Origin of the sequence: Amycolatopsis coloradensis (genome assembly GCF_001953865.1) — a bacterium.
GTDB classification, from domain to species: Bacteria; Actinomycetota; Actinomycetes; order Mycobacteriales; family Pseudonocardiaceae; genus Amycolatopsis; species Amycolatopsis coloradensis.
The window spans coordinates 169,297-185,511 of sequence record NZ_MQUQ01000018.1 but is presented as its reverse complement, the minus strand read 5'-3'; the positions used below and the strand labels follow the sequence as shown (position 1 = coordinate 185,511).

At 72.8% G+C, this 16,215-nt stretch carries 7 protein-coding genes; all 7 read right to left on the bottom strand.

The genetic code is table 11. The features are described from left to right. Positions 1-26 precede the first annotated feature (26 nt). From BS329_RS31430 to BS329_RS31400, 7 genes are read right to left on the bottom strand one after another with little or no spacing between them, the layout of a single operon-like run. Positions 27-1,076: a 3-deoxy-7-phosphoheptulonate synthase gene (locus BS329_RS31430; protein ID WP_076165274.1), complete on the bottom strand. Its 1,050-nt coding sequence runs from the start codon at positions 1,074-1,076 to the stop codon at positions 27-29. Beyond that, positions 1,063-2,469, bottom strand: coding sequence for a DHA2 family efflux MFS transporter permease subunit (locus BS329_RS31425; RefSeq protein WP_076165273.1), 1,407 nt, complete (start codon positions 2,467-2,469; stop codon positions 1,063-1,065). Before BS329_RS31425 ends, BS329_RS31430 begins: the two co-directional genes overlap by 14 nt. Further along, positions 2,466-12,422, bottom strand: coding sequence for a non-ribosomal peptide synthetase (locus tag BS329_RS31420; RefSeq protein WP_076165271.1), 9,957 nt, complete (start codon positions 12,420-12,422; stop codon positions 2,466-2,468). Before BS329_RS31420 ends, BS329_RS31425 begins: the two co-directional genes overlap by 4 nt. Further along, a complete protein-coding gene (locus BS329_RS31415; RefSeq protein WP_076165269.1) occupies positions 12,416-13,192 on the bottom strand; it encodes an ABC transporter ATP-binding protein in 777 nt (258 codons plus the stop codon). The genes BS329_RS31420 and BS329_RS31415 overlap by 7 nt, the downstream gene beginning before the upstream one ends. Then, on the bottom strand, positions 13,189-14,229 hold the full coding sequence (locus tag BS329_RS31410) for a FecCD family ABC transporter permease (RefSeq protein ID WP_084750425.1): 1,041 nt from the start codon (positions 14,227-14,229) through the stop codon (positions 13,189-13,191). Before BS329_RS31410 ends, BS329_RS31415 begins: the two co-directional genes overlap by 4 nt. Beyond that, entirely contained in the window at positions 14,226-15,209 is a 984-nt protein-coding gene (locus tag BS329_RS31405) for a FecCD family ABC transporter permease (RefSeq protein WP_076165267.1), read from the bottom strand. Before BS329_RS31405 ends, BS329_RS31410 begins: the two co-directional genes overlap by 4 nt. After that, the gene (locus BS329_RS31400) at positions 15,206-16,210 is read right to left on the bottom strand and encodes an ABC transporter substrate-binding protein (protein WP_076165265.1); all 1,005 of its coding nucleotides are present in this window, start codon (positions 16,208-16,210) and stop codon (positions 15,206-15,208) included. The genes BS329_RS31405 and BS329_RS31400 overlap by 4 nt, the downstream gene beginning before the upstream one ends. Positions 16,211-16,215: the final 5 nt, after the last annotated feature.

Sequence of the window (16,215 nt, the reverse complement as noted above, 5' to 3'; positions counted from 1 at the left end):
GCGTTGTGGGCTCCGCGTTCAGAGGACTAGTTGCGCAGAGCACCGGCCGTGCGGGGGGTGCTGATCCGCCGTACCGCGTTCGCGCAGGCGAGGGACTCCAGCAGCGGAACGGTGCGTTCCCAGCTCAGGCAGGCGTCGGTGATGCTCAGGTCGCGCCGGGGCGGCGTGGAGCCGACGTCCTGCCTGCCGTCGGCGAGGTACGACTCGATCATCACGCCCGCCAGCGCGTCGTTTCCGGCCGAGATCTGGTCCGCCAGATCCGCGACGACGACGGGCTGCCGGTTGTGGTCCTTGCCGCTGTTGCCGTGCGAGGCGTCGACGACGAGACGGTGGGGCAGGCCGGCGGCGGTCAGCGCGTCGAGGGCGTCCGCGACCGCGTGGGCGTGGTGGTTCGGTTTCCGGCCGCCGCGCAGGACGAGGTGGGCGTCGGGGTTCCCGGCGCTGCGCAGGATCCGCGGGCGCCCGTCCGCCGCGGCGGCGGGGAAGACGTGCGGCAGTCCGGCCGCCCGGATCGCGGCGACGGCCGTGTCGAGCCCGCCGGAGACGCAGTTCTTCATGCCCATCGGCATCGGCAGCCACGACGCCAGCTGCCGGTGCGGCTGGCTGGCCACGGTCCGCGCGCCGATCGCGCCCCAGCTGATGGTGTCCGCGAAATAGGGCGCCAGGAACGGATCGACGAACTCGTACGCCAGCGGCAGCCCGGTCGCGGCGGCGTCGACCAGGAACCGCCGTCCGATCCGCACGCCGGACGCGAGGTCGCCCTTGCCGTCCAGGGTGGGATCGGGCACCAGGCCGGTCCAGCCCGCGATCGTCCGCGGCTTCTCCAGGTAGGCGCGCAGGACGACGACGAGGTCGTCGGCGAAGCGCCGGGACACCTCGGCGAGCCGGTGCGCGTACTCGAGCGCGCCGCCGGGGTCGTGCACCGAACACGGGCCCACGACGACGAGCAGCCGCGAGTCGCGCCGGGCGAGGACGTTCGCGACGGTTTCGCGGTGCCGGGCGATTTCCGCCGAACCGACGCCCTTCGTGGCGATGTCGGCCGGGCTGGGCAGCGTGTCCTGGTCAAGCATCCGCATGACCTCTCTTCTTGTCGGGGGCGGCCACCCCGGCCCGGGGCAGCCGCGTCGCACCGGCCACCGCCACGACGGCGAGGCCGAGAACACACCAGAAAGAGTCGGCGAAGGCCGCGGCGACGTCCGGGCCGCGCGCGGTCAGCCGGGCTTGCAGCACCACGGCCAGCACCGCGGTGCCGATCGAGCCGCCGAGTGTGTTGAGCAGGTTCAGCGCCCCGGCCGCCCGGGGCAGGCGGGCGGGTTCGACCCGTCGGTAGACGATCGTCATCACCGGCGCGCCGATCAGTGCCGCGCCGAAACCGCGCAGCAGCAGCGAAACCATGATCACCCAGTCCGGGAGACCCGGACCGAGCTGGGTGAAGGGAGCGGTGCCGAGGGCGACCAGCCCGATCCCGCTCAGCACCAGGGTGCGCGGCGAGATCCGGTCGACCAGGCGGTTCACCAGCACCGACCCGGCAGCCGCGCCGATGCCCTGCGGCACCAGCAGCAGCCCGGTGTCCCAAGTGGACAGTCCGGCGCCGCGCTGGAGGTAGAGCGGGAGCAGGAACATCGTGCCGAACACCGACGCGCCGAGCAGGACCAGCGCCAGCGCGGCGACCCCGAACGGCGGTTCGGTGAACAGTCGCGGGTCGAGCAGTGGTGCTTCGGCCCGCAGACCGTGCCGGACGAACGCCGCGAGCATCACGACGCCCGCCGCGACCGCGATCCCGGCGACCACCGGGCTCCCCCGTTCGAACCAGGTGAGGCCGAACACCAGCACCGCGAGCCCCGGCGAAAGCAGCAACGCGCCCCGGAAGTCGAAGCGTTCGCCCCGCCCGCCCGGCTCTCCGGCCGGGACCCAGCGCCGCGCCAGCAAGATCGCCACCACGCCGACCGGGAGGTTGACGTAGAACAGCCACGGCCAGTCGGCGACCGCGAGGATCGTGCCGCTCGCCAGCGGGCCGAGCACCGGCGACAGCAGCGGCACCAGGCCGACGACGCTGATCACGCGGCCGATCCGGTCCCGTCCGGCGGCCCGCGCCAGCAACGCCTGCCCGGTCGGCGGGAGCAGCCCGCCCGCGAGCCCTTGCAGGACCCGGAAGGCGATGAGCGCGGGCAAAGTCGGTGCCAGCGCGCACAACAGGGACGCCAGCAGGAACACGACGACCGCGGTGAGCCAGACCCGGCGGCCGCCGAACCGGTCGGCGAGCCAGCCGGAGGCCGGCACCGCGGTGACCACGGCCAGCAGGTAGGCCGTGGTCACCCACTGGACCCCGGTGACCGACGAGCCGAACTCCTCGGCGAGCGTGTCGACGCCGACCGAGACGATCGTGCTGTCCAAGGTCGCCATGAACGTGCCGAGGACCAGCACCGACGCGGTGCGCCACAGTGCCGCGTCGACCGGCCGCGCGGTCATCGCTCCCCCGCGAATCCGGCGGCGTCGCCGTCCAGCCACGACGGCAGCTCCCGCAGCGACCGGACCAGGTCGTCCGCCAGCGACCGGGCGTTCCCGCCCCGCGCGTAGAGGACGCCCTCCCAGCCGTGCTCGCCGGGAACGACGGTGACGCTCACCGGATGGTGGGTCCGTTCGCGGAACCGGGTGCCGGTGACGGTCAGGCCGGGCGCGGGTTCGCGCAACTTTGCCGGATCGACCGGGTAGTTCTCGAAGACGAGCAGGCTGTCGAACAGCCGCTCGCGTCCGGCGAGCGACGCGAGTTCCGGCAGGCCGATCCGGTGGTGCCCGGCCATCGCCTGCTGCCGCGTTTGCAGGTCGGCCAGTGCTTCGCTGACCGTTCCGGTGAACCGGGCGCGGACCGGGACGCTGTTCGCCAGCAACCCGATGATCTCCTCGACACCGTCCACATCGGACGTCCGGTTCGAGGTCATCACCCCGAAGCTGACGTCCGTGCGCCCGGCGCGGGCCGCGAGCACGGCCGCCCAGGCACCTTGCAACAGCGTGTTGACGGTGAGCCCGCGTGCCGCCCCCAGCCGGGTCAGTTCCGTGACCAGCTGACCGTCCACAGTGAACACCACGGGCTCGGCAGGGCCGCCGGTACGCGGCAGGTGGTCCCCTTCGGGCAGGCCGTCGAGTTCCGCCCGCCAGGCGCGGATGTCGGCGGCGTGATCGGCCGCGGTGAGAAAGCGGGTGTACCGGGCCAGCGGAACGGGCTCCGGCACCGGCCTCCCCGCGTAAAGCGCGAACAACTCGCCGAGGACGCGGGGCGCGGACCAGCCGTCGGACAGCAGATGGTGGCTGGTCAGCACGAGGGTCTGACGGCCGGGTCCTTGCCGCAGCACGGTGACCCGCCACAGTGGACCGTTCGCCAGGTCGAACGGCTGCGCGAGGTCTTCGTCCAGCGCGCTGTCCACCTCGGACACTTCACGGACCCGGAAACCGGCCTCCGGCACCGCGGGGATCACCTGGACCTCGTGCGACGGCGGGAACACCGCACCCAGGTTCGGATGCCGTCGCACCAGGGCGGTCGCCGCGGCCCGCAATGCCTCGACGTCGAGCTCCCCGGACAGCGCGAAAGCGGCCTGCACCGGATACGGATCCTCGTCCGCCGTCCGGGACTCGCGCAGGATCACCTCCTGCAACGGCGTCAGCGGCAGGACCTCGCCGGGTCCCGGCACGTCGGCGGCGAGTTCGTCCAGCTCCCGGCGGAAATGCTCGCCCAGTACGGTGATCTCGTCGTCGGTGAACAGCGCGGACGGCCAGGTGAAGCGGACGCCGAGCGTGCCGCCGTCGGGGACCATCGCGTTCACCGTCAGCGCGTACGGCAGCGGCAGGTCCGCGCCACCGCCCGAACCGAGCGGGCCGGCGTCCGGCGGGCGTTGCCAAGGCGTTTCGGCGACCGGTGGCGCCGGGAACCGGCCGAGGTAGTTCCAGGCGATCTCCGGCCGGGTGCCCCCGACACCGAGGATCCCGTGCCCGAGGCCGTCGCCCGCCGCGCGCAAATGGTCTCGCACGGCGCGCAGCGCGTCCGGCAGCGGTCCGGCGGGTGGCGTGATCCGCGCCGGATGCACGGCGGTGAACCAGCCGGCGGTCTGCGCCAGATCCACGGTGCCCGCGAAGTCGGGGGTGTGCCCCGGCCGCCCGTGGCTCTCGACGGCGACGAGCAGATCGGCTCCGGTGCCGCGCCAGGCGGCGACCGCGCGGGCGAGAGCGGTCAGCAGCACGGTGTCCGGTCCGGTGCGGTAGGCCGAAGGCAACGCGGTGAGCACGGCGTGAGTCGTGTCCCCGCCGAGGTCGACGCGGTGGTGCCGCGCGGTCGCCACGGTGTCGCGCGCCGGATCGAGTTCGGTCCGGCCGAGTCGCGTCACGGGCGCGGCGGCGATCGCCCGCCAGTACGGCAATTCGTCCTCTCGATGCGGTGCGGCGGCCCGCAGCGAACGTGCCCAGCCGAGGAACGACTGCCCGCGCCGGTGCAAGGCGTTGCCATGGAAGGCCTGTTCGACGTCGTCGAGCAGGACACGCCAGGTCACCGCGTCGGCGACGAGATGGTGCGCCACCAGCAGGAGCCGTCCCGGGCGGTGCTCGCCCGCGTCCACCAGCACCGCGTGCAGCAGCGGGCCGGTGCGCGGATCCATCCGGGCCACGATCCGCTCGACCCGCGCGTCCAGCACGGCGCGTGGATCGCCGGTCACCCGGACGGTGGTGAGCACGTCCGCGCCGGTCACCGCGCCCACGGCGGGAATCCGCACCGCGTCCTCGACCAGGTGCGCCCGCAGGACGTCGTGGCGGGCGAGAACGGCGTCGAGCACCGAGCGCCACCGCGCCACGTCGTCCGCCGCAGGCACGCAGATCTCAACCCACTGGCAGAACCCGTCGGCGGCCTTGTCCGCGCGCAGCAACAGATCGCGCATGATCGGCGTGAGCGGCGCGTCGCCGATCGCGGGCGCCTCCTCCGCTCGTTCGGGTTCGCCGCAGCGCGCCGCGATCCCGGCGACCGTGCCGCCTTCGAGGACGTCACGCGCGGTCAGGTGCAGCCCTTCGCGCCGGGCGCGGGACACCACCCGCAGCGACGCGATACTGTCCCCGCCCGCTTCCAGGAAGCCGTCGTCCAGGCCGACTCCGGGGCCGAGCAGCTCGCGGACGACGTGCAGCAGCACGGCTTCCGCGGGGGTCGCCGGTTCCCTGCCACCCGTCGAACGAGCCTCGGGTGCGGGCAGCGCGGCCCGGTCGAGCTTGCCGCTCGGGCCGAGCGGAAGCCGCTCCAGCGGCACGAACGCCGTCGGAACCATGTACGCGGGCAGGTCCGCCGCGAGGTGTTCGCGCAGTACGGCCGGGTCCGGCTCGGAACCGTCGACAGGCACGAAGTAGGCGACCAGCCGGTCTTCGCGGACGATCACCGCGGAGGCACGCACGTCGTCGTGCCCGGTCAGCGCGGTCTCGATCTCGCCGAGTTCGATGCGGAACCCGCGCAGTTTGACCTGGTGGTCGGCGCGGCCGAGGAAGACGATCTGCCCGTCCGGCCGCCACCTGACCAGGTCGCCGGTGCGGTACATGCGCTCCCCCGGCGGCCCGAACGGATCGGCGACGAACCGCTCGGCGGTCAGCGCGGCCCGGCCGACGTAGCCCTGGGCGAGCTTCGGCCCGGCCAGATACAGCTCACCGGTGACGTTCGTCCCGACCGGGAGCAAGCCGCCGTCGAGTACGTACGCGCGGACTTCCGGGTCCGGGCGGCCGATCGGCAGCGGCCCGGGGTCGGCCGGGTCGTAGTGCCAGGTGACCGAGTTGATGGTGACCTCGGTCGGGCCGTAGGCGTTGAACAGCGCCCGCCGGTTCCCCCAGCGCCTGGCCAGTTCCGGGTCGAGCCGTTCGGCACCGACGACGAAGAACACGTCCGGATCGACGGTCGCGTCGTCGGGCATCGCCGACAGGAACGACGGCAGCAGGTTCAGCCCGGTGACCCGGTGTTCGGCGGCGTAGGCCAGCAGGTCGTCGCCGGAGACGCGCACCTCCTCCGGTGCGATGACCGACGTGCCGCCGGACAGCAGCGGAAGCATGAACTGCCAGAACGCGACGTCGAAACTGGTCGACGCGAAATGCAGGTATCGCTCAGCGGTCCCGATGCCGACGATGTCCTCCTGCAACGCGATCAGGCTCGGGACACCGCGGTGCGGAACCGCGACGCCCTTGGGTTTGCCGGTGGTGCCGGAGGTGTAGATGACATACGCGAGCGCGTCTTCGCCGAGCCGGACTGCCGGGTCGATGTCCTTTGTAGACAGCGCAGCCGGATTCACCACCGGGAGACCGTCGACGTCCGAAGTGGACACGACGGCGGCGGGCTTGATGTCGTCGAGCATGTAGGCCAGCCGGTCGGCCGGGTAGTCCGGATCCATCGGCACGTGCACCGCACCCGCCTTGATCACACCGAACAGCGCGACCACCAGGTCGACGTCGCGGCGCAACAGCACCGCCACCGGGTCCTGTGGCCGCACTCCGGCGTCGATCAGGGTGTGCGCGAGCCGGTTGGCCCGCCGGTCGAGTTCGGCGTAGGTGAGGCTCCGGTCGCGGCAGACGACGGCTTCGGCGTCCGGGGTCTCCCGGACCCAGCGGCCGAACTCCGCCAGCATGCCGCCGCGTTCGCGCTTCGGCTCCGGCCCTTCGCCGAGCCGCAGCATCGCGCGTTCCTCGTCGGCGTCGAGCGCGCGCAGCCGGGCGACGGGCCGCGCCGGATCGGCGACGATCTCCCGCAGCACGGCACGCAGCCAGCGTCCGTAGGACTCGGCCTCGTCGCGGGTGAAGGACTGGGGCTGGTAGCCGAGACCGACGGTGAACTCGTCGCCGGGCAGCACGATCACCGTGAGCGGATAGTGCGTGGCGTCCGTGATGTCGACCCCGACGAGGTCCAGTCCCGGCGCCAAGGTGGTGCGAGCGCGGCTGGAGAGGGGGAAGTTCTCCATCACCAGCATCGTGTCGAACAGGTCGCCGACGCCCGCCGCGCGCTGGATGTCCGGCAGCCCGGCGTGGTGGTGGTCGGTGAGCCGGACGCTTTCGGTGTGCACGCGGTCCAGCACGGTGACCGCCGTGTCGGCGGCGTCGAACCGGACCCGCACCGGGATCGTGCTGCCGAGCTGGCCGATCATCCGCTCGACGCCGGGGACGTCGGCGGGCCGTCCGGAGACCGGGCAGCCGAACACGACGTCGCGGCGGCCGGTCAGCCGGGCGAGCAGGACACCCCACGCGGTCTGGAACACCGTCGTCGGCGTGATCCCGCGTTCGCGGGCGAAGGCGCGCAGCCGTGCGCTGAACTCCCCGCCCAGCTCCACGATGACCCGGTCCGGACGCTCCACAGTGGACTCGACACTCGCGGGGGCGAGCCGCGTGCCCTCGTCGAGACCGGCGAGTGCCTCGCGCCACGCTTCCAGCGCCGCGTCCGGATCGCGTTCGCCGAGCACCCGGTGGTACTCCGAGAGCGGCGGGGCGACCGGTGCCGCCGGGCCGCCGCCGAGTTCGGCGTAAGTGGCCAGGAGCGTCCGGCCGACCAGGGGCATCGACCAGCCGTCGAGCAGCGCGTGATGGTTGGTGAGCACCAGGCGGTGCTCGTCCTGGCCGAGGGTCAGCAGCAGGAACCGGATCAGCGGCGGGGTCGCCGGGTCGAACGGGCGGGCCAGCTCGACGCGGCATTCGGCCGCGACCTCTTCCGGGGCCGCGCTCACGTGCCGCCAGTCCAGCGAAACCGCCTCGGGCACCACTTGGACGACCTCGCCCGCGTCGGTGGTGTGCAGGTGGACGCGCAGCGCGGGATGCCGCCGCAGCACTTCCGCCGCGGCCTCGCGCATGCGGTCGGCGTCGAGCGCGCCGCTGAGCAGGGTGACGGCCTGCACCACGTAGACGTCGGTGTCGTCGGCGCCGCGCGCCAGGGTGTGGAACGCAAGCCCGGTCTGCAACGGGGTCGCGGGCAGGACGTCCTCGATCCGGCCCCGGCGTTCGAGCGCGTCGATGTCGGCCTGGCCGAGGCCGACCAGCGGCAGATCCGACGGCGTGAGACCGCCGCCGTCCGGTCCGATCCGAGCGGCGTGCGCGGCCATCGCTTCCAGCGCTCGCGACCACGCTTCCTGAAGTGCCACAACGCTTTCCGTGTCGAGCACCTTGCTCGCGGCGGTCCACTCGACGGCCAGCCGCGGACGTCCGTCCTCGCGGACGAAGCAGTTCAGTGCCAGCACCTGGTCCAGCGACTTGGCCTCCGGTTCGGTGACCGCGAACGGGTCTTCCTCCGGCAGCCGCCAGCCCGTGCCGGGCAGCGCGGCGAACCGGCCGAGATAGTTCAGCACGACGTCCGGCGGTCCGGCGGCGGCGAGTTCGTCCCGGGTGAGCGGGTCGAGGTAGCGCAGGACGCCGAAGCCGATGCCGCTGTCCGGGACGGCGCGTTTGGCTTCTTTGGCGGCACGCAGCAGCGTTCCGGCCGCCGCACCGCCCGCGAGCGCGTTGTCGAAGTCCGCTGTCGCGGCCACCGCGCCGGCGGGTACGCGCAGCGGATGCTCGGCGGTGAACCAGCCGACGGTGCGCGACAGGTCCAGGCCCTCCTGGTCCCGGCCGTGCCCTTCGAGGGACACGGTTTCGGCCGCGACCGGAGCGGCCCGCCACGACCGGAGGGTGAGCACGAGTGCGGCGAGCAGGACGTCGTCCGGTCCGGCACGGTAGGCCTTGGGCAGGCCGGTGAGCACCGCCTCGGTCTGCTCCGGCGAGGCGAGGGTGACCGAACGCCGCGCGGTCGCGACCGTGTCGGCTGCCCGGTCGAGCGGCCGGTGGCCGAGGCGCGGGCCGTCGAGCGCGTCGCGCCAGTGGTCGAGTTCGCCGCGCCGGGCGCCGGAAGTTCCTTGCCCGGCGAGGCGGAGCGCGTGCCGCCGCCACGACGTCCCGGCCGGTTCGAGTGTTTCGCCCGCGCAGGCGGCGCGCAGGTCCGGCAGGAGGACTCGCCAGGAGACGCCGTCGATCGCCAGGTGGTGGACCACGATGACGAGGTGATCCGGCAGCAGGGCGACCTTGAGCACCCCGGCCCGGAGATCAAGTGAGTCCGCGAGGTCCTGGGCGACGTCCGCCGGATCACCCGTCGTTTCGACGACGATGTCGGCGGCGTGCACGGAACCGCGTTCCCGCACCCGCAATTCGTCCTCTAGTTGCAGGCGCAGGACGTCGTGGTGGTCCAGCAGCGTCTGCACGCCCTCGGTCAGCAGGTGGGGCGGGAGGTCCTCGTCGAGCCGCACCGCGGTCCATTGGGTGTATCCGGCGATGGCGGTGACGTCCGGGTGCGGGTCGAGCAGGGCTCGGGCGATCGGCGGGGCGGGCACCTCGCCGACGGGCTCGTCCGGCGGATCCGCCGGGCCGCCGAGTTCCGTGCTCGCCGCCGCCAGCGCCTCGAAACTCCGCCGCGCCAGCAGATCGCGCGGCCGCAGGTCGAGGCCGTGCGCGCGCAGCCTGCTGCTCACGCTGATCGCGGTGATGCTGTCGCCGCCCAGCGCGAAGAAGTCGTCGTCGATGGCGACCTCTTCGACGCCGATGACCTCGGCGATGGTCGCGCACAGCAGCCGCTCACGGTCGGTGGCCGCGGTCCGCCCGCCCGCCGCGCGTGGGGCGGGCAAAGCCGCTCGGTCGATCTTCCCGTTGGTGGTCAACGGAAGCGTGTCGAGCACGACCACGGCGGCGGGCACGAGGTGCTCCGGCACCCGCGCCGCGAGTTCCGCGCGGACGTCGTCCGGGGCGACCTCGCCGACGACGTAGCCGACGAGTCTCGGTCCGCGCACCGCGGCGGCGGCCGCCCGCACACCGGGCACGGCGGCCAGCGCGGCCTCGACCTCGCCGAGTTCGACACGGTGGCCGCGCACCTTCACCTGGCCGTCGCGGCGGCCCAGGTACTCCAGTCCCCGGCCCGGAACCCAGCGGGCGAGGTCGCCGGTCCGGTACATGCGGTCGCCGGGCGCGCCGAACGGATCGGCGACGAATCGCTCCGCCGTCGCACCGGGGCGGCCGAGATAGCCGCGCGCCAGATGCGGTCCGGCGAGGTACAGCTCACCCGGCGTTCCCGCGGGCGCCGGACGCAGCGCCGCGTCGAGCACCCGGACCGCCGTCCCCGGCACCGCGGGCCCGATCGTCGGTTCCCCGTCGTCCAGCCAGGATCCGGCACCGTCCACAGTGGCCTCTGTCGGGCCGTACATGTTGCGGGCACGGACACCGGACTCCGCGACGCGGCGCCACAACGCGGGCGGGGTCGCCTCGCCGCCGAGCACGAGCAGGGCAGGCGGATGCGCGCCGCCGAGCAGTCCGGCCTCGATCAGGGGGGCGGCCATCGACGGCGTGGTGTCGACGACGTCGATCCGGTCGCGGGCGAACGCGGCCAGCAGTTCGTCGGCGTCCCGGGCGACGTCGGTGCCGTAGACGTGGAGTTCGTGCCCGAACAGCAGCCACATCAGCTGGTCGAGCGCGGAGTCGAAGGCGAACGAGTAGGTGTGCGCGACCCGGAGCCGCCTCCCGGCGGCGCGTTCGGTCTCGGCGACCGTGGTCGCGCGGTGGTGACGCAGCAGCGTCGCCAGTCCGCCGACCCGGCCGAGCACTCCCTTGGGTCGCCCGGTCGAGCCGGAGGTGAAGATGACGTACGCGAGGTGCTCCGGATGACGCGGCACGGACAGCGGCGAAGGGTCCAGTGTGGACAGATCCGTTTCGGGAAGCAGCAACCGCGGTCCGGGCAGGATGTCCGCGCTGTGGGCCACCGTGAGGACCGCACCGGCTTCGGCGGCCAGTTCCCGCAACCGCTCGACGGGATGGGCGAGATCCAGCGGCAGGAACGCGGCACCGGCGTCCAGCACCGCCAGCAGGGCGACGACGAGATCCGCCGACCGCGGCAGGGCCAGCGCGACGACGTCATCGGGTCCGACACCGCGTGCCCGCAACGCCCGCGCGAGCCGGCGCACCCGCTTGACGAGTTCCCCGGCGGTCAGCCGATCGTCGCCGAACACCAAGGCGGTCTGCCCGGGATCGAGTTCGGCCAGAAGTTCCGGTACACCGACGGGTTCACCGTCCGGCGCGGGTGTCGACCACGCGGCCAGCAAGCTCTCCCGCTCCCCCGGCGGCACCAGGTCGGCGCCACCGATCACCGGGCCGTCCGGGTCGGTCATCGCGGTGATCAGGCAGCGCAACGCGGTCAGCTTCGCGTCGACGGCGGCCTGGTCGTGGGTGCGCGCGTCGACCTCGAAACCGAGCAGCAGCCCGCCATCGGAGGTAGGGAGGACGGACAGGCCCATGTCCTCGGGCGGACCTCCGGCGACATTGCGCATCGTGCCGTGGGCGCCCGCGAAGTCGAGCTTCAAGTCGAACGCCTTGAGGTTGATCCCACGGCCGTGCAGCAACGCGCCCGCACCCGGCACCGCCAGCTCCTGCGGCAGATCCTCGCCCCGGTAGCGCTGGTGCGTGCGCATCTCCTTCAGCGCGCCCGCGACGCGCGTGGTCAGTTCGGCGCCCGAGTCCCCGGGGAGCACCGTCACCCGCAACGGCAGCACGTTGACCGCCATCGCCGGAGTCCGCAACGCGGCCCCTTCGCGGCACATCAACGGCAGCGCGAACACGACGTCGGACCAGCCGAGCAAGCGGTGCAGGAACGCGGCGTAGCAGGCGATCAGCGCGTCGCCCCAGGTCGTTCCGGCACGTTTGCCCAGTTCGCGCAGCCGCTCCACGTCCGAGGCCGGGAGGACCGACCGGGCGGTCACCGTGCTCTCCGGAGGGCCCGACGCGGCACTGCCGTCATCGAGATCCGGCAACGGCGTGAACCGCGAGCACCAGTACTCCCGGTCACGCTCGAACCGGTCACCGGCCCGGTATTCGCGATCGGCCTCGACGAGGTCGGCGAACGGCGCGAACGTCGAGGGCGGCACGTCCTTCCCGGTCAGCGCCGCGGTGTAGCGCGCCGCGGTCCGGCGCGCGAGCATCGCGGCGGTGTACCCGTCGAACACGAGGTGGTGCCCGAGCTGGGTGAACCACACGTGCGACGCCGAAAGCCGCAGCACGAGATGGGCGAACAGCGGCCGGTCCACCATTTCGCGGCACGCCCCGGCGACCCGGCGGCGTTCGGCCGCCACCCGCTCGTGCGCCGCGGCCACCGGATCGGCTGCCCCGCTCAGGTCCACCACGTCCGGCAGCGGCACCGCGTCGTCCGACACCACCTGACGGGGCCCGTCCGGCGTCTCGAAGACACGCAGCCTCAAGCTGTCGGCCTCCTCGACGGTCGCCCGGATCGCCTCGGTCAGCGCGTCGACGTCGACCGGGCGGTCACCGACGATCTCGATCACGTCACCGACGACGTAGTAAGGCGAGTCGGGCTCCAGCCGCTGCGCGGTCCAGATGCCCAGCTGGGCTCCGGTGAGGTTCAGCATGAGGGCACCACCATCGGGGTTCCGGTCACCGGATCGGGCACGACGACACTGGGGAGATCGAAGACCTCCTTCATCAACTCCGCGTCGACGATGTCGGCGGGCGCGCCTTCGGCGACGATCCGGCCGTCCCGCAGCGCGACGAGATGGTCGGCGTAGCGGCAGGCCTGGTTGATGTCATGCAGCACGGCGATCACCGTGCGGCCCTCGTCGCGCAGGCGCGCCAGCAACCCCAGCAGCTGGTACTGATGCGCGATGTCGAGGAACGACGTCGGTTCGTCGAGCAACAAATACGGCGTCTTCTGCGCCAGCACCAGTGCCACCCACACCCGCTGACGCTGTCCGCCCGAGAGTTCCTGCACCGGCCGGTCGGCCAGCCCGACCACCCCGGCCGCGGTCATCGCGTCGAGCACCGCGCGTTCGTCCTCTTCGGACCACGACGCGAACAGCGACTGATGCGGGAACCGGCCGCGCGCGATCAGCTGCCGGACACGGACGTCCTCCGGCGCGACCGGATCCTGCGGCAGGAAACCGAGTTCCCGCGCCAAACCCTTGCCGTGGAAGGAACCGACGTCCTTGCCGTCCAGCAGGATCTCGCCTTCGGCCGGGCGCAGCAGCCGGACGAACGCGCGCAGCAAGGTCGACTTGCCGCAGGCGTTCGGTCCGACGACCGCGGTGAACGCGTGGTCGGGCACGTCGAGGCTCAGCCGGGTCGACACGACCCGGTCGCCGTAGCGCAGGGTCAGTTCCCGAGCGGTCAAGCGGGCACTCATGCGCGCCGCACCTCCTTGGTGAGCAGCCAGATCAGGTAGCCGCCGCCGATCACGGTGCTGATCACACCGACCGGCAGCGCTTCCGGCGCGAGTAACATCTGGGCGGCCAAATCAGCGGCGGTCAGCAGCACGGCACCGGTGAGGGCGGCGGGCAGCAGGCCGATACCGGGCGTGCGGGCCAGCCGCCGCCCGATCTGCGGGGCCGCCAGCGCGATGAACGCGATCGGCCCGGCGACGGCGGTGACCGTTGCCGTGCAGCCGACCCCGATCAGCACCAGTACCAGCCGCAGCCGGTCCCATCGGACGCCGGTGGTGACCGCCAGCGCGCCGCCGAGCGCGGCCTGGTGCATCGCCGGCGCCCTGGTGAACAGCACGACGAACAGCACCGCGAGCACCCCGAACGGGATGGCGACGTCGTCCCAGCCGACCCCGTTGAGGGAACCGGCGTTCCAGCCGACGGCCGCGATCGCGATCTCGAGTTCCGCGCGCAGCACGATCCACGAGTTGAACGCGGTCAGCATCGCGTTGATCGCGATGCCGATGACGATCAGCCGCAGCCCGGACAACCCGCCGCCGAGCGACAGCGCGTACACGACGGCCGCCGTGAGCACGCCGCCCAGCACCGAACCGATCGTCAGCTGCGTCGAGGTCCCCGACAGCACGGTGATCGCGAACAGCGCGCCGGTGTAGGCGCCGGCGTCGAGGCCGATCACGTCCGGGCTGCCGAGCGGATTGCGGGTGATGCTCTGGAAGATCGCGCCCGCCAGTCCGAGCGCGGCGCCGAACACCAGCCCGGCCAGTACCCGGGGCAGGCGCCATTCCCGGATGACCACCCCGGGGCCGCCACCGGAACCGGTGAGCGCGGCGAACACGCGGGCAGGACTCGCCCACGCCGCGCCGTGACAGAGCCCGAGCAGCGCCAGTCCGGCCATGACCACGGTCATCACCACGAGGAACCAGAGGGTGCGGCGTTCGAGCCGGGCGGAGAACCGCCCGCGCCGCAGGACGAATGCGGTGGTCGGGGTTGTCGTGTTCACAGCGGCGCCGCCCCGTATCTGCGGACGGCCCAGATCAGCACCGGGCCGCCGAGGAACGCGGTCACGATGGCGACCGGTACCTCCCCGGTCGGCAGCAGGACCCTGGATCCGACGTCCGCGGCCAGCATCAGGACCGGGCCGAGCAACGCGGCGAACGCGATCAGCCACGGGATCGACGCACCAGCCACCCGCCGCGCCAGATGCGGCACGATCAGCCCGACGAACAGGATCGGCCCGGCCAGCGCGGTGGCCGCGCCCGCCATCAGCGTGATCAGCAGCAGGGTGGTCATCCGGACCCTGGCGACGTTCGCGCCGAGGGTGTGCGCGACCGTCTCGCCGAGCGCGATGGCGTTCAGCTGACGGCTCACCGCGAACGCGCCCAGCAGGGACAGGCCGATGATGACCAGCGGCACCGTGGTCGGCGCCTGTTCGCGGCCCGCCAGCGAACCCACCGACCAGAACCGGTAGACGTCGAAGGTGTCCGGGAACAGCAGCCGCAGGCCGAGGGTCAGGCCAAGCAGCACGGCGCTCAACGCGGTCCCGGCGAGCACCAGCCGCAGCGGCGACCGGCTGCCGACCGCGTACACCAGCGCCGAAGCGCCGAACGCGCCCACCACCGCCAGGCCCAGTTCGACGGGCGCCGACGCGGCGAGGCCGAACGAGGACCCCACCGCGATGGCGAACCCGGCCCCGGCGGTCACGCCGAGCACGCCGGGTTCGGCCAAAGCGTTGCGCGACAAGGCCTGCACGAGCACGCCGCCGACGGCGAGTGCCGCGCCGACACCGACCGCGAGCACCGCCCTCGGCATCCGGATGTCCAGGACGATCGCCCGGTCACTCGGATTCCCGTCGCCGAGCAGGGCGCGCACGACCTCGCCGGGGGCGATGGCGTGCGCGCCGATGCCGACGCTCAGCACGGCGACCACGACGAGCCCGAGCAGTGCGGCGCCGAGCAGCGCGGACCGCCCGGTGGTGGTCACTTCTTGAGCAGCGGCGCGAACGCCTGGTCGACGGCGTCCAAAGTGGACGTCGCGGCCCGGTAGGTGGCGGCCTCGGTGTACCGGAACGCGTAGATCTTGCCCGCCTTCACCGCCGGGAGTTCCTTCCACAGCGGCGAATCGAGGACGTACTTGACCGGCGCCGGCACGGCACCGTCCGGGCCGACCGAGTAGCTGATCGCGTCGGCCTCGGCGAACGCCGTCGGCAGCTCTTCGATCGACGGGTACTCGCTGACGTCCTTGGAGCCGCCGCCCTTGACCTTGACCTGGCCGTAGTAGGTGGCGCCGAGGTCCTGTGCGGCGTTGGTGCCCCACGAACCGTTGAACTCGCGCTGGAAGTTGCCCTTGGCGACCTCGCCGTACGCGCCGACGTGACCCAGCTTGAGCTGCGGCAGCACGGCCTTGTACTTCTCGGCCAGTCCCTTGGCCTTGGTCTCGTACGCGGTCTTGACGGCATCGAACCCGGCGGCCGCGCCCGCGGCATCGGCCTGCTTACGGGACAGCTCACGCCACATCGACGGCACCGACGGGCCGATCGCCACGACCGGGGCGATGGCTTCGAGGCGCTTGACGTCGATGTCGGCGAGTACCGGCTTCGGCACGCCGATGACGATGAGGTCGGGATCGGCCTGCGCGATCGCCTCGTAGTTCGTCTCCGCCGCCGTCTCACCGGCGACCTTCGCCAGTTCGTCGTACTTCTTGCGCTCCTGCTCGTTGAACAGCGGGACACCGCGCTTCCAGCTGGACACCCCGACCAGCGGCGCATTCGCTTCGAGCAGCGCGGGCACGGCGTAGCCGGTGGCGATGACCCGCTTCGGCGAGACCGGGATGGTGATCTGGCCGTTGTCGGCGGCGAACACCCGCGTCTGGCCGCCGTCGGCCGCCTTGCCGTCGTCGCCGGAACCGCAGGCGGTGGCCGCGGTCGCGACCGTCAACGCGAGCGCGATCGTTCCGGCAAAACGGCGGGTTCTGGTGGTGCGCATGGGAT

Bases quoted from the DNA above. Each gene is read 5' to 3' on its own strand.
- BS329_RS31430 (WP_076165274.1), bottom strand. From the start codon at position 1,076: ATGCGGATGCTTGACCAGGACACGCTGCCCAGCCCGGCCGACATCGCC.
- BS329_RS31420 (WP_076165271.1), bottom strand. From the start codon at position 12,422: ATGCTGAACCTCACCGGAGCCCAGCTGGGCATCTGGACCGCGCAGCGG.
- BS329_RS31425 (WP_076165273.1), bottom strand. From the start codon at position 2,469: ATGACCGCGCGGCCGGTCGACGCGGCACTGTGGCGCACCGCGTCGGTG.
- BS329_RS31415 (WP_076165269.1), bottom strand. From the start codon at position 13,192: ATGAGTGCCCGCTTGACCGCTCGGGAACTGACCCTGCGCTACGGCGAC.
- BS329_RS31400 (WP_076165265.1), bottom strand. From the start codon at position 16,210: ATGCGCACCACCAGAACCCGCCGTTTTGCCGGAACGATCGCGCTCGCG.